Source organism: Sulfurovum sp. UBA12169, from assembly GCA_002742845.1.
Classification (GTDB): Bacteria; Campylobacterota; Campylobacteria; order Campylobacterales; family Sulfurovaceae; genus Sulfurovum.
Window position 1 is genome coordinate 354,971 of sequence record DLUH01000001.1, and the last position, 24,814, is coordinate 379,784.

Consider the following 24,814-nt stretch of genomic DNA (forward strand, 5'->3'; position numbering starts at 1 on the left):
TTTTTGTATCTATCTTCAAAAAAATCAATTTTTTATATACAAGCTACTAATTGTTATATAAAAAATAGATTTCTAAAATTTTTTGCTCCGTCTTTGCTTGATTCAACTTTATCGGTTATATCATGAAAGAAAAAACACAACTTGCTCTGTTCGATAGTTTTTATCTCTTTGATTTTATCAAGATTGATCAAATAAGAACGATGTATCCGTACAAAATTATAGGCTGCAAGCTTTTTTTCGAGATCAGATATTTTTTGCGTACAATACGAAAACCCTTTCGACGAACGCAAAACAACTTCCGTAAGATCTGCCTTGATATAATAAATCTCTTTGGGATCAAGAAGATAATAACTCTCTCCTGCTTTGCTCATCAGTCTAAAGGTTGTATCATTTTTTCTTTGCGTATTAATGCGCTCAATATTGTTTTGCAACTGCTGGATACTGTAAGGCTTAACCAGATAGCCTGCTGCACCAATATCAAAGGCCTTTAGTGCATGTTCGCTGTAAGCCGTTTGAAAAATAATGGCAAGATCTGTTCGGTGATAGCGAAGCTCATATCCAAGTTCAAGGCCGTTTGTTTGCGGTATATTGATATCAAGCAGCACAAGATCAAAATGAAATTGCCTCACAAGATCAACTGCCGCCTCGGCGGTTTCACACTCTACAATATCCATATAGCCAAGAGTATTAAGCATTCTTTCAAGCCGGGCCAATGCCAACATTTCATCATCTACGATGAGTATTTTCATAACATCCTCCAAGATGAATAATAAAAATAGGCGGATTCGTCTGTGCAGCCTCCAGATATCCTTCGCATAAAAGCATAAGCCTTTGGTTTAGATTGTTCAATCCGATTCCAAAAGAGGTTGAACGCATCGGTTCTCCGTCATTTTTGACCATCAATTGTTTTTTTTCTTCATCAAAATAGAGCGAAATATGCAATGATTTTTGTGTTTTCATGCCGTGCTTGATCGCATTTTCTACTAACAGCTGAATCGAAAATTTAGGCAATCGCAACGCAGGAATATTTTCTTCCTGCTTCCAATGAATTCTACCCGAAAACCGTATATTTTCCAATGCGATATAATCTTGTACATTTTGCAACTCTTCTTCAAGAAAAACAAGCGCCTGCTCTTTCATGGTATTACGCAAAAAAGCAGACATTCTCAGCAAAGCTTCTTCTGCTTTAAACGGATCGCAATGAATCAGTTCTGCAACCGAATTAAGCGCATTAAACAAAAAATGCGGATTAAGCTGTGTTTCCAGCGAGCGCAAACGGCTTTGCACATAACAATGATCTACTGCCTCTTTTTCATTGCGCATTTTAACAAAACGATACAGCAGCGCTCCGAAAATATAGGTCAATACGCCTATTGCTACAGCAATATTGGTCAGATTGATATCCAGCGGCGGCACGATCTCTATACTGATTTTTTTGGCTGCCAGCGTGCCTGCAATCGTACCAAAAAAGCCTGAAAAAAAAGAGAAAACCATTGCCATAGATAACCAATATCTTTTATGCATCTTGGGTAAAATGATTTGATTCATAAACGAAACAGACACTAAAGAAAACAATGCAATCATAAAACCAAGGGCAGCCCCATACTGTATGCCCGATACCCAAGAATGCCCCAAAAGTATGTATCCCAGCATAGAGAGCAACGCAGCAAAAAAAATGCCGATCATCAAAATATACAGCCAGTCAGTCACTTTAATGCGTAAAGCAATATCATGCATGCAGCAGCCTTCTAAGATTTTCAACACCCAGCATCACGCCGGGCCATCCTTGTGCGGCATAGACAGTATCTCCCACCTGATAAAGTCCTTTTATGGGTGTATCATTACCGGGAAGTGTAGGTAAAAAATTCTCCATTGTAACAGCATTGCCTCCCAATTGCGAACGGTTAATATAACGCTTGAATGTTTTTGGCGTGGCTGCAAACCGGTGAACGATCTGCTCCTCTTTGATATCGAGCATATCACAGATAGACTTTGTCAGCGCGTCTTTAAGTGCATTTTTTTTAAAACTGTAGGTTTCTTTTTCTTCCCACCATCTTGTATCGGTATGAACGGATGCCGTGATGCTGCGATAGCCGTCTTTGCATAATAGCGTATCGCTCGGATCAGAGAAAGAGACAAACACTGCATTCGAAAGCGTATGCACAAAAGGCTCGTTTTGTATCAGCTGATAATGATGCTGAAACTTTTTCTCGCTTTTAATAGTCATGTAAAGCATAAATGAACTTTGATGATTGTCGAGTTTTTCATATGTTTCATAATATTTTTTTATTCGTCGATCGTCAAAAAGTTTTGCACTATCGTAGACTGTTGTATTGAGTATCACATTTTTTGCATAAACGGTTTCATTTTTGGTGTGCAGCGCATAATAATCGGCCTCTTTTGTAATTTTTTTTATCTCTGTTTTGCGTCTAATGTTCTTCATTTTGGATGTCATTTGATCAAACAGCCGGCTAAAGCCCCCCGGCACATAATGGGTTTCGTTAAACGTATACCCCAAAGACAACGCAGCGGTCAAAAAATTTATCTTACGGGAAGAAGCCTGCGCCACAATAAGAATCTGCGCTTCGAGGAACTGCATATACTCTTGGGAGATGTCTCCGTAAAAATTCTTGATGAAACGATAGGCATCTGTACGCAAATAGCGCTGAAATCTCACCATTAAAGGCAAATAGCTCATCAGCGAAACGCATTTTTTAAACAATGTCCGATTGCTGTAATAGTATCCACTTACAGCATAAAACTGTTCTCCTATCTGTTTTACCAAAGACCAAAATTCGTCATGTTTGGGATGCGGATAGTTTTGTTTTACTGCGGACAAAAACGTCTCAAGATTCTTGTGTCTTGGTGTGACTTTGCCGTTTTGCACGACGACAATAGAGGGATCACTGATCATAAGATCAGGCACAAAATCAATCGCATCAAACATGGATTTGACATGATGCCCTTCTTGGTATCCTACAAGAGTTGTTGCGCCCGTATTGTATAAAAACCCCCTATGCGAAAATGATGAACTGCATCCGCCAAGATAGGGTTCTTTTTCAAACAAAACCGTTTCAAATCCTTTAGCATCAAGATAAGCTGCAATCGTACTGCCTCCTATACCCGATCCCACCACAGCATAATCAATCATACCGGCGTTTTCATGCTTGTATAAAGTTTAGCAATACATTCGACAAAAGCAGGATGATCATTGGGTGCTTTTGCAACACGGTACTCTTCAAATCCCATCTCTTGTGCAATATCGCGATATTCGATATTCAGCTCAAATTCGGTTTCGGAGTTATCGATCGTAAATGCGATAGGGTAGATAATGACCTTTTTCATTTTTAAACTTTTGAGCTTGTCGCTCAAATAAGGCTTGATCCACTCAAGCGGCCCAAGACGAGACTGATAGGCAAGATGGGTTTTATAAAAATAGATTCCTTCTTTGGCCAGCGCTTTACGTGCATAAAAAAGATTGCGTTTGATATGAAGCTGATAGCTATCCCCTTTTTCTATGATCTTTTTGGGCAATCCGTGTGCAGAAAAGACAAGCTCAAATTCGCCCGCATCGCACCCCTTCAATGCCTCCTTGATACGCTCAGTAATTGCAGTAATATAATCAGGATGGCTGTAGTAATGATCTACTGTTTTGATTTTTGCCTTAATGCCATGATGTTTTAGCGCACTATACAAATCATCCATAGAAGAAAGCGTTGTCGTTGAAGAGTAATGCGGATAGAGCGGTATCGCGTAGATCTCATCGGCATCTTTTAGATTTTTGAGTATATCGCTTGCAAACGGCGGCGTATAGCGCATCACCATATGCACCGACGCATCAACGACAGATTGCAGTTTTGAAACAAGATTTTCGGTATAGCCAATAATCGGCGATTTGCCTCCGAGTGCCGCATAATTGCTCTTTGCTTCCTCTTTTCGTTTCCATGTAATAATTTTAGCGATCAGCTTCCTGATTGGTGCAGGAGCGGCAATAATGCGCTTGTCATTAAACATGTTGTTTAAAAAAACTTCTACCTCATCTAAGTTATTGGGTCCCCCCATATTCATCAGCAAAATAGCACGCTTCATAATGTCACCTCTTTTTATTTATTTTACAAAACAAAAAGTATATTTTGTAGTCCGATTTTGTTTATTCGTTTAAAAATGCAACGTTTTGCCTATGATCCTGCGATATGTTCAAGCGCCTCATCAATATTTGGAAACGTAAAGGTAAATCCTTGATCCATCAAAGCTTTGGGATAAACCTCTTTTGATCCTGTCAGTACCGAAGCGGCTTCGCCGTACATGATTCTCAATACAAACTTGGGTATCGGCAGAATAGTCGGCCTTCGAAGTACTTTTCCTAGCGCTTTGGTAAAAACATAATTGCTTACAGGATGGGGAGAGACCGCGTTATAAATGCCGGTAAGCCGATGGTCTATTAAAAACCGGTAAATTCCCATCAGATCCTCTATGTCTATCCAGCTTGTCATCATCTTTCCGTCTGCAATGATGCCGCCTACCCCCAACCGAAACGGCGTAAGCATTTGTGCCAATGCTCCGCCCTCTTTGCCAAGAACCACTCCAAAACGCAGTATTGCCGTAGGCTTGTTGCATAAAAAGGCCTCTTCTTCCCAGCGGCGGGCCAAATTCCCCAAAAAATCATCGGCCGTTTGCGTGCACGACTCATCGCATTTTTGGTTATCGGGGTAAATACCTATGGCGGAAGTTGAGATAAAATGAGATACTTCGCTTTGATTGATTGCCTGCACCAGTGTTTTGGTTGTTTCGATTCTGCTTTTTTGCAATATCTCCTTGTAAGGATCGCTCCATCGCTTTATGATGGGGGCGCCGGCAAGATTGATCACTATGTCAACACCTCGGAGTTTTTTTAAAATAGCTTCCTGATCGTCATTTCGATGAATTATGACACAATCAAAAAATATTTGCTGCAACGCTGTACCTACAAATCCGCTTGCTCCTGTGATTGCTATTTTCATTGTATACTCCTTTTTAATTATTATATGACATTTAGTTGTAAGTTGGTAGTATTTTTTTGACAAACAGCCCCTTTAAGATGAAAAAGTATGCCATACTTTTTTATGGAATATACATTTTTATATGAGAGTGTTATCAACTGTAATGCTAAGTGGCTCTTTGCCTTTCATGTCGATACTGTAGCAATAAAAAAGAGGTGTCAATGAATCCTTCCAAAGTTAGTCGAGAAAACGTCTCAAAGATGACCGACCTACCCAATGTCGGCAAGATAGTCGCCCATGATCTTGCATCCATCGGCATTACCTGTCCTGAAGATCTTATCGGCCAAGACCCTTACGCGCTTTATGTGTTGTTTTGCCGCACCTTCAAAGAAAAACAAGATCCCTGCACACTTGATGTGCTGATGTCTATCACTGATTTTATGAACGGGAATGAACCCAGGCCATGGTGGGACTACACTCCTCTAAGAAAAAAACGCTATGGCGAAAACATCATTATTGCCCTAGACTGATCAGCAAACAGCGCTGCCGACCCTCTATCCCTGCTGCAAACATACAAGATATATCATTGCGGCTTTTCGACCATGATCTCTTTACACGCCGCAGCATAATGCCCGCGGCCCAAAAAAAGAAGCGGCTCTTTGCTTTGGTGTGCATTGACATAAATGCGCACCACATCGGCAATAAAAACCGTATGATCCCCGTTTGTATAGGTATCGCACACATTGCATTCATAGATAAAATCAGACGCATCAAGAAGATGATTGCCGCTGATATCAACCTGTTGGCTTTTAAGCTTGCTTGCTGCAAACTTGTCACACTCGTTTCCGTGCAGCCGCCCCATCAAATCGACCGTTTCATAATATTCATAGGGCAAAAAATTGAGTGTAAAACTGCCGTGCGCATGCAAAAGCGCATGGGTATAGTTCTCTTCGCGTACCGCAACGGCGTAGCGAAAAGGGGACTTTGAGATCGGCATATGCCAAGATGCCGCCATCAGATTGCCCTTACAGGCCAAAAGTGCGGCGACTCTCGGTTGGGAATGGCCGCTTTTTTCCGGCGTCTCGTAAACGTTAAACATCAGTACTCCTTTATATGGCATACAACCGCTTTTTTATCTGTCCTGTAAGTATAACGGCGATGTGTTGTTTGCCGATGTGTGAGTTTTTGCATGTTCTACAAAAATCAATTTATCCGTATCAAACCCTGCCGCCTTGGCTTTTTTTATCAAATAACGCTTGGTTTCTTCATCCAAAACCGGCGTTCGAGAGAGTATCCAAAGATAAGAGAGATCAGGCCCGCTGATAAGCGAGTATCGCCCATAGTCAAGATCGAAGATGATATAAGAGCCGTAAAATGGGCCAAAGAAAGAAACCTTCAAAAAGCCCGTATCGGGAGTTTCAACGAAATACGCTTTCCCTTCGGCTTCTTTCCAATGTTTAGACTTTGTATCAAACCCTCTGTTGATGACCTTCACTCCTCCGTCTTCCCTCAAACTATACGTTGCGCTTATCTGCTCCAGCCCTCTTTCAAATGAATGATCAAGCCTTGCGATCTCATACCATGTGCCAAGGTAGCGCGAAAGCTCAAATTCCTTCACGGGCATCACTTTTTCAGGCCTCTCTACACATCCTCCCAATAAAAACATTGCTATAAACAGTATCATACGCATACGTTAACCCCTTTTATCTATTTTGGTACTTAATCATATTTTTTCTATCGAAATATCAAACGTATCAATCCTATTCCAAAAAGAACCGCCGCAAAAGGTTCAAGCGAACAGTCCAAAAGCAAAACAAAAATAGCACTCAAAAGAAATATTATCCCGATTATTACAGGAGACAAAGACTCTTTTAATGATTTTTTCAAAGTTTCAAGCTGCGGTTTTGAAAGCTCCACCGAGAGTTCCCCTTCGCTCATGCGATAGAGTGTTGTTTTAAATGCTCTGATGTCCATGGGCAAACTTTTAAATTCATCGATGATCATTTCAATGATGCTCTCACCCGCGCCAAGCGCTCTTGGAATATTTTGCTGAAGTATAGGCAGGATATCTTTGATACCGTTAAAATTTTCAATATAGGTGGTGCCCAGTCCTTCAATAATAGCACTTACGCGTAAAATATAGATCGCTTCTTGAGGGAGCTTGAAGGGAAGATTTCTTGTCTGCTCAAGCACATCAAAAGCCAACTTCTGCATACTTGAACTGTCAAGCGCATCGTTGTTGAAAATATCAAACATACGCTGTGTAAACTCTGCGAGTTCTGATGTGGGAGCATCATATGCCACCGTACCGAGACGTTTGCATGCACTTATATAGCGTTCATAATCCTCTTCGTTAGCGGCCTTGATAAGTTCTATAATGGCGATGCGTGTTTCATTGGGTACGCTCTTTACCATGCCAAAATCAAGCAAGATCAGCTGTCCCTCTTTGGAGACAAGAAGATTTCCCGGATGGGGATCAGCATGGAAAAAACCTTTCACCAGCATCTGTTCGGTATAAAAACCCACCAGCGTTTTTATCAGAGGCTTGATCGCAATATTGTGTTTTTGCAATGCTTCTTGATCATCAAATCGATACCCCTCTTCAAAACTCATCACCAGCGCATCGTCGCTGGAAATATATCCATATACTTTAGGGAAGCGAATCTTCATATCTTCATACATTTTAGAAAATTTTATGAGATTTTCACGCTCCTGGTTGAGACTGACTTCCTTTAGAATCATCGAGGCAAATTCCGCGATCACCGATTCTATAGAGTGCTTGGTATAATGCGAGAAGAGCGGCCTGAAAAGGCCGTTAAACATTCTCAAAATCAGTATATCCGCTTTAACCTGTTTGGCTATCCCTTCACGCCTGAGCTTGACGGCCACTCTTGTCTTTTCATCCAGCCATGCTTCATGCACTTGACCTATGGATGCCGAAGCGATAGGTGTCTTTTCAAAGCGGTAAAAAGGATTCTGTGCAAATGCACGATCAAAAACACCCTGCATTTGCGCTTGGCTCATCGGAGGCAATTCATCATGAAGTGTTTTCAGCTTTACTAGGTATTCAGGCGTAAAAAAATCATTACGTGTTGCCAGCACCTGGGCAAGCTTGATGAAGCTTGCACCCAAATGGGTAATCCTTCCCACAAGCTGTTCAGGCGAAAGCGCTCGCACAAAAAGAAAGCTTGAACGCTTTTTGATTAGCAGATAAAGCGTCAGCAAAACAGTAAAAACCCTCCATATCCGAAGTGGCGAATAGAGTTTTTGCATCGATTATCTGTCTTTTAGCGCTTCAATATCTTTTTTTGTGGCCAGCTCCATCTCATTGATAACCTCTTTGAGGGCTTCTTTGATATGCGATTTCAATTTCGCTTCTTCTTCTTCACCCCGCGTTTTTAAGTTTTCGATAAATTTTTGGGCATCTTCTTTACTTACTTTGCCTTTTTCTTGCAACTTTTCAAGCTCCTCTTCCACTCGCTCTTTTAGCAGCACTGCACCGCCCAGTCCGGTATATAAAATATCTTTTATCATTTATGACTCCTTTTTATTTATTATATACTATTTGGAATGATTTTGATAGGAAAAATTTGTCTGTTCATACTGTTGTGCCTTCTTTACTATCATTGCAATCATACTGCGAAACACGAAATAATGCGCTGGTATCATCATATACCAATACGCCCTTCCCCAAAGCCCCCGCGGATAAAAATAGGCTGTCTGGATCAGTTCGTTATTTTTTATCTTAAATTCAAGCCACGCTTTTCCGGGTACTTTCATCTGGGCACGCAGCAAAAGCCGCTCATTCTCCACCAGGTCTTCCACTCTCCAAAAATCAACACTCTCGCCAACTCTCAGCTTGTGATGATGGCGTCTTCCGCGTTTAAGTCCTGCGCCGCCGATTATCTTATCGAGCCATCCTCTGATTTCCCAAAGCCAATGATATCCAAGCCAGCCTTCCTTACCTCCAATGGAGCAAAATGTGCGGTAAACTGCTTCTTTGGATGTTCCACTGATCTCCATACGCTGACGGTCCATCAAGATGGCCGCAGAAGGATCGTTCTGATGCTGCTCCCATAGATCTGTGCCGCCGCCTGCATCGCTCCAACGGCTGTGTATTTGATTTTGTTCCATTTCTTTGATAGCTTTTTGTACGGCATTTTTAAAAGGGCATGGATGGATATGGGGAAAAAACTGCTTTGCATGATGATTTTGAATAACCACCTCCGAAGAAAGCCCCTCGATCAAAGATTTGGCGATATTGTACGGGACAGGGGTAAAGATATTAAGCCAATGGGAAGAAAACTTGATCGAAAGAACAGGAAGCGGCAGAATGAAACGTTTCAAACCCAATGCATCGGCACATCCTAGCATCATCTCTTTATAGGTCATCTTTTCGCTGCCGATATCTACTACCAAATTTTTATCATAAGGAAGGTCTTTGGCTTCATTTAGATAAGAGATCACATCATCCACTCCTATGGGTTGTGCAAGCGTGTTGACCCATTTGGGCGTTACCATCACGGGAAGTTTTTCCACCAAATGCCGTATGATCTCAAAACTCGCACTTCCCGATCCGATGATCACGCCTGCACGGATCCAAACAGTCTGTATCTGATCAGGTCTGCTTGAAAGGATCTCTCCGGTTTCTATACGGCTGAGAAGATGCTTGCTGGCATGCTCTTTGATGCCAAGTCCCCCAAGATAAACAATGCGCTTTACACCCTTTTTGATCGCCGCATCCAAAAAGTTTTGAGCACTTATTTTGTCCAATTCTCTATAATTTTCATGCCCTAACGAGTGTATAAGGTAGTAAGCGACATCTATGCCCTCAAGTGCATTTTCAAGAGATTGCATATCAAAAGTATCTCCGCGGAATACTTCGGTACGCACATGAACGTTTAACTCTATACTTTTAGGATTGCGTACAAGTATCCTTAGGGGTACTTTTTCATTTAAAAGCTTCTGCTTAAGCCGTCTTCCTATATAACCGTTTGCACCTGTAAGTAATACTTTCATGTGATTCCTTTGATGATGTTTGAATCATTATTAAGTATACACCAATCCTCCCAAAAGAAACAACCCTACTACGGGGCCAACCGTTCGATGCGCCATCCTTGATCGATCTTGGTATAAAGGATACGGTCATGCAGACGGCTTTCCCGCCCTTGCCAAAACTCTATTTCCGAAGGGATGATCCGATACCCTCCCCAAAAATCAGGCAGAGGCACATCTCCTTTTGCAAATTTCTGTTTCATTTTTTCGATTTGCATTTGCAGCATCTTTCTGGAACTTATCACGCTGCTTTGATCGCTTACCCAAGCGCCGATCTGGCTGCCGCGGGAACGTTTCATAAAATACGCCATCGATTCAGTTGTGCTGATCTTTTCGCATACCCCTTTGATCCTGACTTGACGCTCTAGGTCCAGCCACAAAAATTCTGCAGCAACATGTGTATTTTGTGCGATCTCTTTGGCCTTGACACTGTTATAGTTGGTAAAAAAAACAAACCCTTTTTCATCAAATATCTTGAGAAGCACAGCCCTGATATTGGGAACATTGTCGCTTCCGCTTGTTGCTAGAATCATCGTATTGGGATCGATGATCTGCGAATCAACCGCCTCTTTAAACCACTGCTCAAACAACACCAGCGGATCGGAAGGCACGCTGTTTTCATCCAGCGTAGCTTTTTTGTATTCTGTTCTCATATCTTGCAAATCTAACATGCATTATCCTTTCTATTTCAATCGCCCTTTAAAATATTCCAAAGCCCTCAAGGCAGCCTCTTTGTGACGTACAACGGGTTTTGGATACCCTTCTGTCTGATGTTCGAACAAAAAGTTTTCATCATGCAAATCTTTTGCCTCCACAAAGGCAAGCTCAGGAATCCATTTTTTGATATAACGTGCCTCTTTGTCAAATTTTTTGCTCTGCATATAAGGGTTGAAGATGCGAAAATACGGCTGCGGATCGATACCCGTCCCCGCGCTCCATTGCCACGAAAGTATGTTGGACGCCGCATCATAATCGAGCAAATATTTCGCAAAAAACGCTTCGCCCCATTGCCACGGCAGCAGAAGATCCTTCGTAAAAAACGACGCGCAGATCATACGCACTCTGTTGTGCATCAACCCTGTGTTTAAAAGCTCCCTTATGCCCGCGTCGACGAGGGGCACACCTGTCATCCCTTTGCAAAAAAGATCGTATTTTACCTCATTTTCTATACCTTTGAAGCGGTATTTGTAATTTTCTTTTTCCAGATAAGGGAAATGATACAGCAGATAGGCATAAAAATCACGAAAAACCAGCTGCCTGAAAAACGGCTCCGTTTTCACTCCCTGCTTTTTTTGCTCTGCTAAAAATCGCAGTACCGCACGCATGGAAATGGTACCAAAACGCAGATCGCAGCTCAGATGCGATGTGGCCTCTTTGTGCATACAATCTCTATCGGTTTCATAGGTGTGAAGTGTTTCTTTTAAACGGTCAAGTTTTATCTTCGGGCTTTCGACATTGGGTATATTTTCGCTAAAGCCAAGCGATTCTATCGCCAACGGAAGGCATGTTTGCTGTTGCCCTTTAAAAACCGTCATCCCCTCATAGGAAGCACCAAAAAGCCGCTGGCCTTTGGCAACCGCATACGCGCTTAGATGCTGTTTTGAAAAGTGTGCTTTTGCTTTGTTGTAAAACGGTGTAAAGACCAGATAAGGCGTTCCATCCTCTTTGAGTATCTCGTTTGGCTCAAAAATGTACGTATCGTGAAGATAATGAAAATGAAGGATATGCGATACCCTGATATCTCTTTGCCTGGCGTATGCATCATAATCCCCGCTAGCGGCTACTTCATCAAACCCCAGCGTTTCTAGATACGCAAAGATCTCGACAGGATCACCGAAAAACACCTTCAGATCCAGATCTTTCTGCCTTAACGCCTCTTTTAGTTTCAGCACAGCCTGAAAGATAAAAGAAACGCGCCTGTCATTTTTTTCCAAATGTTCCAAAATATTCGTATCAAAGATAAAAACAGGCAACACTTCTCCGTCCAGCGAGAGCAGAGGATTGTCCTCTCTTCTCAAGTCGCGCCGAAACCACAGTATCCGTTTCATTTTCCGCTTTTTAGATCCGAGCGCAAAGCAAGCTCTTTGGGATAGGGGCTTAGAAACTTTTGGCCCAAAAGATATGCGGCTTCATATTTTTTGGCAAGCATATCCAGCGTACTCAAAGGCACAATCAGCGGGATGATCCGATCAGCATAATCTTTGATCTGTTCATGCAGGACGGTTTTTTCCACTGCATTGAGTTCTTTTTTTAAAAATCCCGCCATATGCTCAAGCACATTGCGCGTTTTTTTGATGCTGCTTTTGATGCCGATCGTCTCTTTGAAGAGCCTCTCGTACGTGCTTAACACTTCATCAAACGCAAGTTTATCCATATTGCCTACGATAGTGCCCAACACTCTGTAAGAAGTCTCGTCTTTGGCATGAAGCAGAAATTTGTACGTTTGATGAAACGCCACCAAATCGCCCATATTCGGCGATGATGTCTTAAACTGCTCAAAATGGTCATATGCAAACAGCTGCATGATGAAATTTTCCCGCAGCCAGGGATCGCACAGCCTCCCCTCTTCTTCCATGGGCAGCAAAGGAAAACGGGCTTTGCACATCGCCGCAAACATTCCGTCGGTTTTGCCGATCGAATAGCCATTTGAAAGATAGGCGATCGTACTTCCAAGTCCGCAGCTTGGGGATTTTGCCTTAAAAATGATGCCACTGATACCCGCTTGATTGACTGCCTCAAAAGCTTCTTCGCTTGTCTTTTTAAGCGCTTCAGTCATGTCGGCACCGTTTTTGTTGGAGATGATCAAAGGGGTGTTTTGATCCATGACCACTTTTATCGTCGGTCTGGGCGTCCCGAAAGCCACATGTTCGGGACAAAACGGGACAAACTGCGCATATTTACCCAGTTCATCAGTGATAAAACGGTCATGCTTATGTCCCCCGTCATAACGGATCGACTCGCCAAGCAGACAGGATGAAACCGCTATTTTCATGCCATAACCTCCAAATCATCCAAGATAATCTTTGCAAGCTTCGAAGATGCACCAAAATGAGGAAGTATCCTAAATGCCGTGTCCGGATAAAGTTCTTTCAGAGGCTGTATGATATGAGGGATATCCGTACTGACGTGTTTTCCGGTATTTAAAAAATAAGGATAGATGTCTATCTGAGTACACCCCGCTTCGATCATCTCTTTGAGGGCCTGGGGGATATCGGGTTGGGCAAACTCCAAAAATGCGGCCTTGATCGGAACGATACCGGGCGCTTTTTCTTTGTTTAGCAACTCCGCCAAATCCAACACTTCACGGTTGGAACTCTCTTTTTTGCTTCCGTGCGCTACAAACACAATCCCTCTCATCTTCTCTTCTCCGTTTAGATTTATGCTATTTTACATCAAACATTCTGCATTTGGTACATAAAAAATGTCGATTGACGTTTTTGTTTGTGTGATTCTTTATGGATTTATACTGCAAAGTACTCATTTTTTATTTGCAACATCATATAATTCTCTATGGAAGAATTATCACTCAACACTTTATTGCCGGCTTTTTTGCTTACCCTGCTTGCAGGATTGTCCACTTCTGTAGGTGCGATGTTGGCATTTTTTTCCACAGACAAAAATCATACTTTTTTGTCTGTGGGCATGGGGTTTTCTGCGGGTGTGATGATCTATGTTTCTTTTGTGGAGATTTTAAGCAAATCCAAACACGCATTTACCGAGCTTTACGGCAGCGATATATGGGGCGAATCCTTAGCGCTTTTTGCATTTTTTGGAGGGATTGCCCTAAGCGCGCTTATAGACTACCTCATCCCCGAAGACGTCAATCCCCACGAGATAAGAAGTGACAAAGAACTCTCTGAACTCAAGCCCCAAAACAACGCCCGTCCCCCCATCAACTCTTCCCTTAAGAGAACGGGCATTTTCACAGCGCTTGCCATCGCGATCCACAACTTTCCCGAAGGTTTTGCCACGTTTGTTTCAGCGCTGGATGATTTCTCTATCGGTCTGACGATCGCTTTTGCCATCGCTATCCATAACATACCTGAAGGCATGGCTGTATCGCTGCCCATCTACCATGCCACCGGCAATAAAAAAAGTGCCTTTTGGTATGCAACGCTCTCGGGACTTGCCGAACCGCTGGGTGCAGTTATCGGATTTTTTCTGCTTTTGCCTTTTTTGGGAGATGCGGCGCTTGGGATCACCTTCGGTGCGGTGGCCGGGATCATGGTCTACATCTCTTTTGACGAGCTTCTGCCTGCGGCCAGAGTGTACGGCAACGCCCACACCACCATCGCCGGCATCACGCTTGGTATGCTTGTGATGGCAGTCAGCCTGGTGGCTTTCAAAGCGGTATAAGTTTTATAAATCGTGCTCTAAAAATGCATCCCAAAACAAGAGCATTGTCTCCCAAAAAATAAAACTTAGCTATAATACTCCAAATAAATATGATAATGTATTTAAAACTATCTGTTTCTAACCTATAGCAACATTTTGAAAAATAGCAAAAGGTAAAAAAATGATAAAAGGGTTTGGCAAAAACTACTTTAGACTAGCTGCCATACAAGCATACTCTGCGACTATAAAGCTCAGTGCCATAGCCAGTGCATATCTGCTTTTTTTATCAAACCCTCTGCCCTGCAAAACTCGAAAACAAGAAGATGAGCCTCCCGCACTTGAGCCTCTTTTGCTGCTACAAAATGACAAGCCTTGTCATTGCAACAGATTTTTCAAACTAAAAATAAGACTTATTCTTCTGCTAAATCATTTTATCCCTCGCTGCCCCTACTATACCACCTGTTTTGCATTTAGGCGTACAGGCGTACACCCTCCTCTTTAATTATATTTTTATCCAATCACCACAAATCAAAATAAAAAAATATTAAAGGATATTGTAATGTCAAAAAATTATGTAATTGGTTTTCCTAGAATTGGGGAACAAAGAGAGCTTAAGAGGGTTTTAGAGGAGTTTTGGGCAAAAAAATGTTCATTTGACGATGTTATAAAAATTGCAAAAGAGCTAAAAAAGAGACATTGGGAGTATCAAAAAGATGCCAAAATGGGTTTCATAAGCTCCAATGACTTTTCACTCTATGACAATATGCTTGATGCCTCCATCATGCTTGGAGCGATCCCAAAGAGATTTTGTCATCTAAAGGATGAAGAGCTTTACTTTACAATGGCAAGAGGCAATGCATCAACAGTTGCGATGGAGATGACCAAGTGGTTCAATACAAACTACCACTACATCGTACCCGAGCTAAGTTCGGATGATAACTACTGCTTAAATGCATCAAAAATCATAGAAGAGTATAACGAGGCAAAAACTTTAGGAATTAGGACAAAGATAAACATAATCGGCCCTATCACCTATCTGGGACTAAGCAAAAGAGTCGACGGCGGCGATACGTATGAGCTTTGGGATAAAATAATGCCTATTTACAAAAAACTCTTAAAAGAGATAGCCAAACTTGATGATGAGATAGTGCTTCAAATAGACGAGCCTATCTTTGCGAAAGATATGGATACCAAGGTGCTAAATCTTATAAAGCCCACCTATGATACCCTCTCATGCGCATCATCAAATATAAAAATAGCGGTTGTATCCTATTTCGAGCATTCAAACGAAGCAACCAAGATACTAGTGCATACTCCAGTATGGGCTTTGGGACTTGACTTTTTATATGGGCAAAGAAATCAAGAGATGCTGGAGCTTATCGCAAAAAGCGGCAAAAAAATAATAGCGGGCATCATAGACGGCAGAAACGTATGGGTAAACGATATAAACAAAAGTATTGAACTTCTAGAGAAAATCGCTAAATCGGTTAAGAAAGACAATATTATTGTCAGCACATCATGCTCACTGCTTCATACGCCTTTTAGTTTAAAGTATGAACAAAAACTAAATCCGCAGATAAAAGAGTGGCTTAGTTTTGCGCTAGAGAAGCTTCAAGAGATTTCACTTATATCAAAACTTTTTTTTGACGAGAATGGTTTGAAGGATGAAGAAAAAGAGTTTCTGTCTAAAAACATTAAAGCCAATGAGAGCAGAAAAAATTCATCTCTTATCCATGACAAAAACGTTGGGCAAAGAACACAAAACCTTATAAAATTTCAAAGGGACGGGAGTTCCGGCAAAAGGCTATCCGTTCAAAGAGAACTTCTTGGGTATAAAGATCTGGTTACAACCACCATAGGCTCTTTCCCGCAAACCGATGAGCTAAGACGTGCAAGAAGTGATTTGAAAAAATCTCTTATCTCAAAAGAGGAGTATGGCGATGTCATTAAGAAATATATAGATGAGTGTATAGCGATCCAAGAGGAGTGTGGATTGGATATACTGGTCCATGGAGAGCCTGAAAGAAACGATATGGTGGAGTATTTCGGCGAACAGCTAAACGGTTTTGCTTTCAGCCAAAACGGCTGGGTGCAGAGTTATGGAAGCAGATGCGTAAAACCTCCTCTTATCTACGGTGATGCCAGCCGCCCAAAACCTATGACTCTAGAGTGGATAACATATGCACAAAGCAGGACTAAAAAGATAGTAAAAGGGATGCTTACGGGTCCGGTGACTATGTTAAACTGGTCTTTTGTCAGAGATGATATGCCAAGAAGCGAAGTTTCAAAACAGATAGCCCTTGCTATTTATGACGAGATAGATGACTTGCAAAATGCGGGTATCAAAATCATACAAGTCGATGAAGCGGCATTTAAAGAGGGATACCCACTAAGAAAAGATAAGATAAAAGCGTATGAAGCGTGGGCGACCAGGGATTTTAAAATCGCCGTTAGCAGTGCAAAAGAATCAACACAGATACATACTCATATGTGCTATAGCGAGTTTAATGACATCATAGATACCATTGAGGATATGGATGCCGATGTTATCTCTATAGAGACCGCAAGAAGCGGAAATGAGCTGTTAAAAATCTTTAAAAAAGTAGGCTATAAAAAAGAGGTGGGCCCCGGTGTATACGATATCCACTCACCGAGAATACCTAGCGTAGATGAGCTGGTAAAACAGATAGAACTCTTACTTGAGGTCTTGCCAAAAGAGCAGCTTTGGATAAACCCCGACTGCGGACTAAAGACTAGAAAATGGGATGAAGTGATACCAAGTTTAAAAAATATGGTAGAAGCGGCTAGGATAGTTAAATCAAGGCTATAAGCTAATAGCTAAAAACTATTGGCTATAAATATAAACTATAAATATTTTGGCAAACAACAAAAAAGTTGAAACTCAATAAAAAATTTCATACTTCAAAACCATGAAGTATGAAATTTGATAAGTTTATTAAAAAGCATACAAAAGCCAAAAAAAATAAATTTGCAGATAAACTAACAGGGCTAAATTTAAGGTGTATCACATAATGAAAATTTTAATTGTAGAAGATGACAAAAAGATAGCCTCTCTTATAAAAAAAGGGCTAGAAGAGGAATATTTTAGTATCGACACAACAGACAACGGAGAGGAAGCCATCTATCTTGCCAAGATCATAGGTTATGATATCATCTTGTTGGATATTATGATACATGGAAGCGACGGATATACCGTATGTAAAAAAATAAGAAGTTTGAAAATTACGACTCCCATCATCATATTAAGTGCAAAAAATGCTATTTTCGACAAAGTAACATTCCTAAATCTCGGAGCAGACGACTACATAACAAAGCCTTTTGATTTTGATGAGCTGTTGGCGCGCATAAAAGTACAGCTGCGCAAAAAAGAACAAAGCGACAATATCCTCAAAATAGCCGACTTGGAGCTAAACACAACGACAAAAACGCTCTTTATAGCTATGCAAGAGATAGAGTTAACGGCAAAAGAGTACGCTATTTTAGAATATCTGATGAGAAACAGAGACAGAGTTGTCAGTGAGAGCGAAATTTTAAACAGCATAAGCAATTTAGACAACGCGACACAAAGCAATGTCGTAAATGTATATATTTACAGATTGCGTAAAAAGATAGACAAAAACCATACGCTAAAACTTATCAAAACATATAAACATCAAGGGTATAAAATAAGTGAAAAAGATACTTAAAAATATCAGATTTAAACTGCTTTTTTGGCTCGGTATATTTTTAAGTGCTATTTTTATCATATTCGGATTTGTGCTTACAAACTCATTGCAAAATTCATATCATCAATCTATAGAATCCACCTTGACTATGGCTATGAAAGATCTTGTTTATGAGTATGATGATAAACATTTTAAGCATGGAATCAACGAAGTTAAAAATGAATTTGGTATTGAAACTCTTTATATTCAGATTTTAAAAATTTCAAACGGCACGAGTTCTATTTTGGAGAGATCCGATGATCTTAAGAGTCATTCATTGGGCTATAAAGAGATTGATATAAAGGGTTTTAAAAAAGATGAGATATATTTCTTTACTCAACAAGATAGCGCCTTAACTGATGCCAATATAAAAGTAGCCGCCGCTATACTCGATGATAGCGATTCCGAAATGATTATAGTGCAGTGTGCTATGCCTTACGATGCCTATTCTGCGCATATCAAAAACAGTGTTTTGATGCTGCTTATCGGCTTGCCTCTTTTGTTAATCATTATACTTATAGCGACAAATATTATTATCTCAAAATCACTTATGCAGACAAAGATAGTTTTAGACGAGGTAAAAAACATAGAGGTTGACCACTTCTCTTTTAACATCCAAAAAACGCATGTTGCCAAAGAGATAGACGAGCTTATAGAGACATTTAACAATCTCATCAGGAAAATCCAACAATCCTATAAAAGAGTACGGGAGTTCGGACACAATGCTTCGCATGAGCTTAAAACGCCTCTGACAATCATAAAAGGCGAAGTAGATGTGGGGCTTAGAAAAGAGAGAAGCGTAGAAGAGTATAAAAATATCCTAAAAATCGTACAGAGTGAAGCGCTTCATCTGCAAGATACGATTGAGAAGATACTTTTTTTATCAAATACCGATGAAAATATTATAAAAGATAGTTTTACCGTTATCTCTATGGATACGATAGTGGGTGAAGTCGTAGAGGAGAAGCGACTTCTTGCAAAAAACAAAAATATTTACATAGAACTTTTAGATTTAAAAGAGGTTCCTATGTCGGGAAATGCCGCTTTTTTAAAAATTGTTATAAGCAATTTGCTTGAAAATGCCATAAAATACTCACATACCGATACAAAAATCGAAGTATCGCTCACAAAAGATGGGTTAGTCATCAAAGATTTCGGTTTGGGCATTCCACAAAATGAGATAGAGCATATTTTTGATAGATTTTACAGGGTGGACAAAGTAAGAAGCAACGCAAGCGGCAGCGGACTTGGTCTTAGTATTATAAAAACCATACTTGATATCCATAATTTCAAGATATCTATCCAAAGCGTTGAAAATCAATACACCGCCGTCACTATAACCTTTCATACATAATTCATTTTGCAAATCCAAAATCTCACTATATCTTTATAGTGAGGTTTTTATGGTTAAGCGTATTTTATTTACAGATTCTCAAAAAGTTATTTTTTTGACGGCAAGTTTTTTGGTTTTATTTTCAAATTTTACATTTTTTAAAAAGCTGTATGAGTTTGCTCTTTTGGAAAACAACACCGCAGTAATGATAACCGCGCCTTTTGTTCTCTTTTTGCTTCTTGTTCTTGTTCTAAATATAGTGCTGCTTGTAACCCATAAAAGAAGTTTTCAGGGCATTCTCGTTGTTTTGCTTCTTGTCTCTTCATTTAGCAGCTATTTTATGAATACATTTGGAACTATTTTAGATAAAGATATGATTGCAAATGCGTTTGAGACGGACAGTGCGGAAGCTTTTGACCTTTTGACACCGAAGCTTTTTATATATCTGCTCTTGTTTTTTGTGCTGCCTTTTTTTCTTATTTTAAAGTATAAAATAGATTATAAAAGTTATAAAATGGAGCTGTTAAATAGAGCCTTTATGATTTTTGCAACTCTTTTGATTGCGGGAGCTTCTTATATGCTGCTTAGCAAGAGTTACAGCTCGTTTTTTAGAAATCACGGTGAACTTAGACAATATCTAAACCCCTCATATCCGATATACTCATTTGTCAAATATGCAAAAAGAGAGTTTCAGGCTCCAAAAGTTATCACACCCATAGCAAGTGACGCTAAAAGAGAAGCAAAAGAGAAAAAAAAGCTCTTTATATTTGTTGTGGGAGAGACTGCAAGAGCAGAGAACTTTTCTCTAAACGGTTATGTGAACGAAACAAATCCGCTTTTGGGTAGTCAAAACGGGATTGTAAATCTTCCTAATTTTTATTCATGCGGTACNNTGTATGTTCTCTAAATTTGCAAGATGTGACTATGACGATGATAAAAAGTACTATGAAAATGTAGTCGATGTACTAAACAAAAGCGGAGTCAGGGTTGTTTGGAGGGACAATAACTCGGGAGGCTCAAAGGGTGTTGCGGCGAGAATAAAAGATGCAAAATATTTTGGAGGCGATAGTTACGATGAGGTTATGCTTGAAGGTTTGCAGCAAAGCATAGACGCTTCACATGAAGATACTCTTATCGTTTTGCATCAAGAGGGGAGTCACGGACCGACGTACTACAAAAGATATCCCGAGAGTTTTAAAAAATTCAAACCTACCTGCGATACTCAGGATTTAGAGAAGTGCACGCAAGAAGAGATTACCAACACATATAACAACACTATACTCTATACGGATTATTTTTTAGACAAAAGCATAAAGTTTCTTAAAAATAATGAACAGATGTATGAGACATTTATGATGTATGTCTCCGATCACGGCGAGTCTCTTGGAGAAAACGGTATATATCTGCATGGATTGCCCTATATGATAGCGCCTACTTGCCAAAAACATGTGCCTGCGGTTTTGTATTTTAGTCAAAAGATGCAAAACAAAAAAGAGATGCTTGAGAGTTTAAAAACACAGGAGTATTCGCATGACAATATTTTTCACACACTTTTGGGACTTTTTGGCGTATCTACAAAAGAGTATGATGAAAATTTAGATATATTTTATACTAAAAAGATATCACAAGTTTAAATAAATTTGGAGGCATATATGAAGTTTTTTATTGTGTTGACCATGTCCATGATCGCTCTTTTTGCTTCGGACAACGGATACTCGACAAAAGCTAACTGGCTTATGGATATCAACTCAACCGATAGCAGGTTCGAGGCAGTGCAAGAACAGTTTAGAGGATTTGATACGGCGATGATGGAAGTTGAATACAGATACAAAAGCATCAAAAAAGCCCTTGAGGGCAAAAACTATGAATTGGCTCTTTACCATTGGCAAAAGATAAAAACGGCAATAGAAAACGGCTACATCAGAAGACCCATCAGAAAAGAGGCTAGTCAAAACTACTTCTTAAATAAAACCTTTAAGGAGTTTCAAGATTCGCTTGAGTCTAAAAATAGCGCAAAAATAGAGAAAAGATTTAGCTATGTTAAAGATTATTGCAATGCTTGTCACATGGATCAAAAAGTAGGTTTTATTGTTGTTGAGTAATTAGACTTCTTTTCTATTTATTTCATATTGAGATCATAAAAATTTCTTCTTTTTAGCAGGAGAAACAAGATAAAATTATATGAAATATCGGATGAGTTTAGCTTGTTCGGACTAAAATGTGACAAATTTATCAAAAAAGGTGGGGATTAAATGGAACTGTTCATCATAGCATTCGCATCGTTTGCAGCCGCGCTGCTTACCTTTTTTAGCGGTTTTGGCCTAGGTACGCTTCTTATGCCTGTTATTGCTCTTTTTTTCACTCCCGCCGTTGCTATTGCTATAACCGCGGTAGTACACTTTGCAAACAATATACTGAAGTTCTTTTTGGTGGCAAAAAGTGCGGATCTAAAAACACTCATCTACTTTGGCGTGCCTGCGGTGCTCTTTGCTTTTTTTGGCGCATATCTGCTCGGACTCTTATCGAGTGTAGAGACGCTTTATGGGTATACACTTTTTGGTAAGAACTTTACCGTAACTCCCATCAAACTGACCATCGGGGTGTTGATACTTTTTTTTGTCATGCTTGAGCTTTTGCCCTATTTTTCCAAAATCGCGCTGGATAAAAGGTGGCTTCCTTTAGGCGGAGCTCTAAGCGGTTTTTTCGGCGGGCTCTCAGGCAATCAAGGCGCTTTTAGAAGCATGTTTTTGCTCAAAGCGGGCTTGGACAAAGAAGCTTTTGTCGCAACGGGGGTCGTGCTTGCAGTGATGGTCGATAGCGCTAGGATGATTTTATACAAAGAAAGCTTTTTGGGCAGTGCGGATATTGAGTGGGGAATGGTTGCAACAGCGGCGATAGCGGCATTTATGGGAACGTTTGCAGGAAACAGGCTTCTAAAAAAGGTCTCCATAGATTTTATACGCACGGTTGTATCGGCACTGCTTATCGTTATCTCATTTGGGCTTATTAGCGGCATAATTTGATATCCTCGTTCCTGCTTTTGCATTCTTCATCTGCGATTTATGCTGTTTTGGCTCTATTTTTTTCAAACTAAAATAAAAATACCGCATAAATTATGTCAATTCAGATTTGGTTTATATCGATTCGATACCATAAATCGGACAAAAGACAAAAAGACCATCACGATAGTAAAGCCTTTTATGCTTGAAAGTCGCATAAAACGAAAAAAGCTACGACATTTCTCGCACAGTTTGGCGCTGACGATAATGAGAGCTGCCTGATCGATTGGGCTTTGTTTGTTTTGCACAATGGCAGACAAAGTAAAAATTGTCGGGAGGGTTTATCTAGAAAGCTTGACAATATGGTAACATCTGTTCGAAGCACTGAAGAGAGATGAAATATTTTCTTTGCAGTCACAACAAACAAAAGGAAGCAGACACATGAAATACCAGAAATTTTTTGATGAGATCGAGTCCATCGTATTGCAAGATGAGTTGGCGTGTTTTCTTGGGGTAAACGATGATGGGATATTTGAACTCTCCTACCTGGATATCGTAAAAGTAGCCGGGCACAGTTGCGCAACCGTCGGCGGAGCCTATCTCATGGCTTTGGAAGGGTTGAAAGCGCTGTACAGGGAAGAGATTCCCAAAAGAGGTGAAATCAAGGTAGAGTTGCAAAAACCGATTAACGAGGATCATACCGGCGTGGTTGGCTTTGTGCTATCAAATATTACAGGAGCCACTACAGATTATGGCTTCGGAGGTATCCCGGGCGGCAAGTTTAACCGCCAGGATTTGCTTTTCTACGGGGCATCCATCACTACCGATGTTCGGTTTACTCGCCTGGATACGAACATGCAGGTGGGCGTAAACTATCGGCCGGGAAAGGTGGTAAACCCCATGCAGATTCTGATGAGCGCCATCGGCCCCAACGCTACTCCGGAAGACAAGGAAAGCTTCCCTCACCGGTTTCAACAGATGGTACACACCGTATTCCAAAACAAAAACACGGTGATTGAAGTGGTTCAATACTAAATTAACTTTCTCACGGTTTCCGCGGGAATGCATATACCCAAAATTCAAATTTGGTTCATACTAGTGTGATAAAATAGGTTTCATAAACCACAAAAGGCTGATATGAAAAAATTGTTGCTCTTAGCTTTGCTTACAATTGTTTCGGGAGCGCAAACCCTCACAGTACAAGAATGCGTAGAACAAACACTGGCAAACCATCCCGATATCAAAATCTTTATGCTCAAAGTTGCACAAAGCGAAGAAAGCTACAATATTTCACGTTCTGAATATCTGCCTCAAGTTTCGCTTTTGGGCGAATACAATCCCCAACGCACCTATGTCTTGCAGCAAGGCGGGCAATTTAGCACTATTGATGATGACGGGTGGTCTATTGGCGCGATGCTTAAACAAAAGATCTGGGATTTTTCCAAAACTGCCTCTCAGATAGCAGCCTCCCGCATAGAACAGGAGATCACAGAACTTTCTCTAGAGGATGCCAAAGCGGTAATGGCGTATAAAATCAAATCGCTCTATGCGCTTATGGCGCTTCAGCACGAAGCCATCAACGTTCGCCGCCAGGACATGGAAGCCAAAAAGGCGCTCTACACACAAGCGTTGGGACTTGAAAAGCAAGGGCTTAAGACAAAGGCTGATGTAGCTCGGTTTAATGCCGCTTTCTATCTTGCCAAAGAAAATCTCAAACTAACACAAGCCTCTTTTGACAAATCCCGCAGTACGATGGCGCTCTACACCGATACGCCCATCCAAAGAGATGTCAAACTCGATACCCGTGCTTTCAAACACGGCGATATCAATTTAAAAAATAAATATACCCTGAAAAATCAGGCGCTTCAAAACAATTCCCAACTCAAAATGGCATCCAAATCTATCGATAAGAGCAAAAAAATTCATGATGCCGCCAAAGCAAGCCATTATGGATCTGTCGACGCGGTTGCATCGCATACGCAAACGGACATGCTCAACCGATACGATACCAGTGTGATCGGAATAACCCTGAACGTCCCGCTGTATAGCGGCGGACGGCTTAGCGCGGAAGAACAGCGCATGCAAATCGAAACATATGTGGCGCAAGAACAGCTTGCATCCAAAGCCATTGCTCTTGAAGAGGAACTTGAAAACCTTTTTCTTGACCTTGAAAGTTACAATGAGAGCACCAAAGCCAAAAAAGCACAGCTGATTTCTGCTAAAGAAACCCAAAAAGCGGTCAATGCCCGCTACAAAGAGGGATTGTCCACTTATGTAGAAGTGCTTGATGCTGCGGCTTTTTTACTCGAAGCGGAGCTCGGATTGCTCGAAATCAAATACAAACAATACATTGCGTTTAGTCGTATAGATTATCTTACAGGAAAATAA

Annotated in this window: 24 protein-coding genes and 1 pseudogene; 11 read left to right on the forward strand and 14 right to left on the reverse strand. The window is 40.7% G+C overall.

Features of this window, described 5'->3' with window-relative positions; all coding sequences use genetic code 11:
* Positions 1 to 53: 53 nt before the first annotated feature.
* The 5 genes from CFH81_01840 to CFH81_01860 form a co-directional block, all read right to left on the reverse strand.
* The gene (locus CFH81_01840) at positions 54 to 749 is read right to left on the reverse strand and encodes a DNA-binding response regulator (protein ID DAB41063.1); all 696 of its coding nucleotides are present in this window, start codon (positions 747 to 749) and stop codon (positions 54 to 56) included.
* Entirely contained in the window at positions 727 to 1,737 is a 1,011-nt protein-coding gene (locus CFH81_01845) for a sensor histidine kinase (GenBank protein ID DAB41064.1), read from the reverse strand. Before CFH81_01845 ends, CFH81_01840 begins: the two co-directional genes overlap by 23 nt.
* On the reverse strand, positions 1,730 to 3,151 hold the full coding sequence (locus tag CFH81_01850; protein DAB41065.1) for a phytoene dehydrogenase: 1,422 nt from the start codon (positions 3,149 to 3,151) through the stop codon (positions 1,730 to 1,732). The genes CFH81_01845 and CFH81_01850 overlap by 8 nt, the downstream gene beginning before the upstream one ends.
* Positions 3,148 to 4,089: a ferrochelatase gene (locus tag CFH81_01855; protein ID DAB41066.1), complete on the reverse strand. Its 942-nt coding sequence runs from the start codon at positions 4,087 to 4,089 to the stop codon at positions 3,148 to 3,150. The genes CFH81_01850 and CFH81_01855 overlap by 4 nt, the downstream gene beginning before the upstream one ends.
* An 89-nt stretch (positions 4,090 to 4,178) precedes the next feature.
* Entirely contained in the window at positions 4,179 to 5,000 is an 822-nt protein-coding gene (locus CFH81_01860; protein ID DAB41067.1) for a TIGR01777 family protein, read from the reverse strand.
* Between the two features lie 200 nt (positions 5,001 to 5,200).
* Between CFH81_01860 and CFH81_01865 the strand changes: the two genes are divergently transcribed.
* Positions 5,201 to 5,509, forward strand: a complete 309-nt coding sequence (locus tag CFH81_01865; GenBank protein DAB41068.1) for a mitomycin resistance protein — start codon at positions 5,201 to 5,203, stop codon at positions 5,507 to 5,509.
* Positions 5,510 to 5,562: 53 nt separating this feature from the next.
* On the opposite strand, the gene CFH81_01870 is transcribed toward CFH81_01865, so the two are convergent.
* The 9 genes from CFH81_01870 to CFH81_01910 all read right to left on the reverse strand — a co-directional run bounded on the left by CFH81_01870 (position 5,563) and on the right by CFH81_01910 (position 13,391).
* Positions 5,563 to 6,099, reverse strand: coding sequence for a hypothetical protein (locus tag CFH81_01870; protein ID DAB41069.1), 537 nt, complete (start codon positions 6,097 to 6,099; stop codon positions 5,563 to 5,565).
* Positions 6,100 to 6,111: 12 nt separating this feature from the next.
* Positions 6,112 to 6,669, reverse strand: a complete 558-nt coding sequence (locus tag CFH81_01875; GenBank protein DAB41070.1) for a lipocalin — start codon at positions 6,667 to 6,669, stop codon at positions 6,112 to 6,114.
* A 44-nt stretch (positions 6,670 to 6,713) separates the two neighbouring features.
* The gene (locus CFH81_01880) at positions 6,714 to 8,252 is read right to left on the reverse strand and encodes an ABC transporter (protein DAB41071.1); all 1,539 of its coding nucleotides are present in this window, start codon (positions 8,250 to 8,252) and stop codon (positions 6,714 to 6,716) included.
* Between the two features lie 3 nt (positions 8,253 to 8,255).
* On the reverse strand, positions 8,256 to 8,513 hold the full coding sequence (locus CFH81_01885) for a hypothetical protein (protein ID DAB41072.1): 258 nt from the start codon (positions 8,511 to 8,513) through the stop codon (positions 8,256 to 8,258).
* A gap of 27 nt (positions 8,514 to 8,540) precedes the next feature.
* A complete protein-coding gene (locus CFH81_01890; GenBank protein DAB41073.1) occupies positions 8,541 to 9,998 on the reverse strand; it encodes an epimerase in 1,458 nt (485 codons plus the stop codon).
* Positions 9,999 to 10,066: 68 nt separating this feature from the next.
* Positions 10,067 to 10,705 (reverse strand): pyridoxamine 5'-phosphate oxidase, encoded by a 639-nt coding sequence (gene pdxH, locus CFH81_01895; protein DAB41074.1) that lies wholly within the window; start codon positions 10,703 to 10,705, stop codon positions 10,067 to 10,069.
* A 12-nt stretch (positions 10,706 to 10,717) separates the two neighbouring features.
* Positions 10,718 to 12,082 carry a deoxyribodipyrimidine photolyase gene (locus CFH81_01900; GenBank protein DAB41075.1) on the reverse strand — a complete coding sequence of 455 codons (1,365 nt, stop codon included), beginning with the start codon at positions 12,080 to 12,082 and terminating at the stop codon, positions 10,718 to 10,720.
* Entirely contained in the window at positions 12,079 to 13,026 is a 948-nt protein-coding gene (locus CFH81_01905) for a hypothetical protein (protein ID DAB41076.1), read from the reverse strand. Before CFH81_01905 ends, CFH81_01900 begins: the two co-directional genes overlap by 4 nt.
* The gene (locus tag CFH81_01910) at positions 13,023 to 13,391 is read right to left on the reverse strand and encodes a cobalamin biosynthesis protein CbiX (GenBank protein ID DAB41077.1); all 369 of its coding nucleotides are present in this window, start codon (positions 13,389 to 13,391) and stop codon (positions 13,023 to 13,025) included. Before CFH81_01910 ends, CFH81_01905 begins: the two co-directional genes overlap by 4 nt.
* 153 nt (positions 13,392 to 13,544) lie before the next feature.
* Between CFH81_01910 and CFH81_01915 the strand changes: the two genes are divergently transcribed.
* The 10 genes and pseudogenes from CFH81_01915 to CFH81_01960 all read left to right on the forward strand — a co-directional run bounded on the left by CFH81_01915 (position 13,545) and on the right by CFH81_01960 (position 24,814).
* A complete protein-coding gene (locus CFH81_01915; protein ID DAB41078.1) occupies positions 13,545 to 14,390 on the forward strand; it encodes a zinc transporter ZupT in 846 nt (281 codons plus the stop codon).
* 160 nt (positions 14,391 to 14,550) lie between these two features.
* Positions 14,551 to 14,871, forward strand: coding sequence for a hypothetical protein (locus CFH81_01920; protein DAB41079.1), 321 nt, complete (start codon positions 14,551 to 14,553; stop codon positions 14,869 to 14,871).
* Between the two features lie 57 nt (positions 14,872 to 14,928).
* Positions 14,929 to 17,199, forward strand: a complete 2,271-nt coding sequence (locus CFH81_01925) for a 5-methyltetrahydropteroyltriglutamate--homocysteine S-methyltransferase (protein ID DAB41080.1) — start codon at positions 14,929 to 14,931, stop codon at positions 17,197 to 17,199.
* Positions 17,200 to 17,401: 202 nt separating this feature from the next.
* Positions 17,402 to 18,076: a DNA-binding response regulator gene (locus CFH81_01930; GenBank protein ID DAB41081.1), complete on the forward strand. Its 675-nt coding sequence runs from the start codon at positions 17,402 to 17,404 to the stop codon at positions 18,074 to 18,076.
* On the forward strand, positions 18,060 to 19,448 hold the full coding sequence (locus tag CFH81_01935; protein ID DAB41082.1) for a hypothetical protein: 1,389 nt from the start codon (positions 18,060 to 18,062) through the stop codon (positions 19,446 to 19,448). The genes CFH81_01930 and CFH81_01935 overlap by 17 nt, the downstream gene beginning before the upstream one ends.
* A gap of 49 nt (positions 19,449 to 19,497) precedes the next feature.
* A pseudogene (locus tag CFH81_01940) lies at positions 19,498 to 21,061 on the forward strand (phosphoethanolamine transferase).
* Positions 21,062 to 21,079: 18 nt separating this feature from the next.
* Entirely contained in the window at positions 21,080 to 21,529 is a 450-nt protein-coding gene (locus CFH81_01945) for a hypothetical protein (GenBank protein ID DAB41083.1), read from the forward strand.
* A gap of 150 nt (positions 21,530 to 21,679) precedes the next feature.
* Positions 21,680 to 22,450, forward strand: a complete 771-nt coding sequence (locus tag CFH81_01950) for a hypothetical protein (GenBank protein ID DAB41084.1) — start codon at positions 21,680 to 21,682, stop codon at positions 22,448 to 22,450.
* Between the two features lie 417 nt (positions 22,451 to 22,867).
* On the forward strand, positions 22,868 to 23,461 hold the full coding sequence (locus tag CFH81_01955) for a hypothetical protein (GenBank protein DAB41085.1): 594 nt from the start codon (positions 22,868 to 22,870) through the stop codon (positions 23,459 to 23,461).
* A gap of 102 nt (positions 23,462 to 23,563) precedes the next feature.
* Positions 23,564 to 24,814: a transporter gene (locus CFH81_01960; protein ID DAB41086.1), complete on the forward strand. Its 1,251-nt coding sequence runs from the start codon at positions 23,564 to 23,566 to the stop codon at positions 24,812 to 24,814.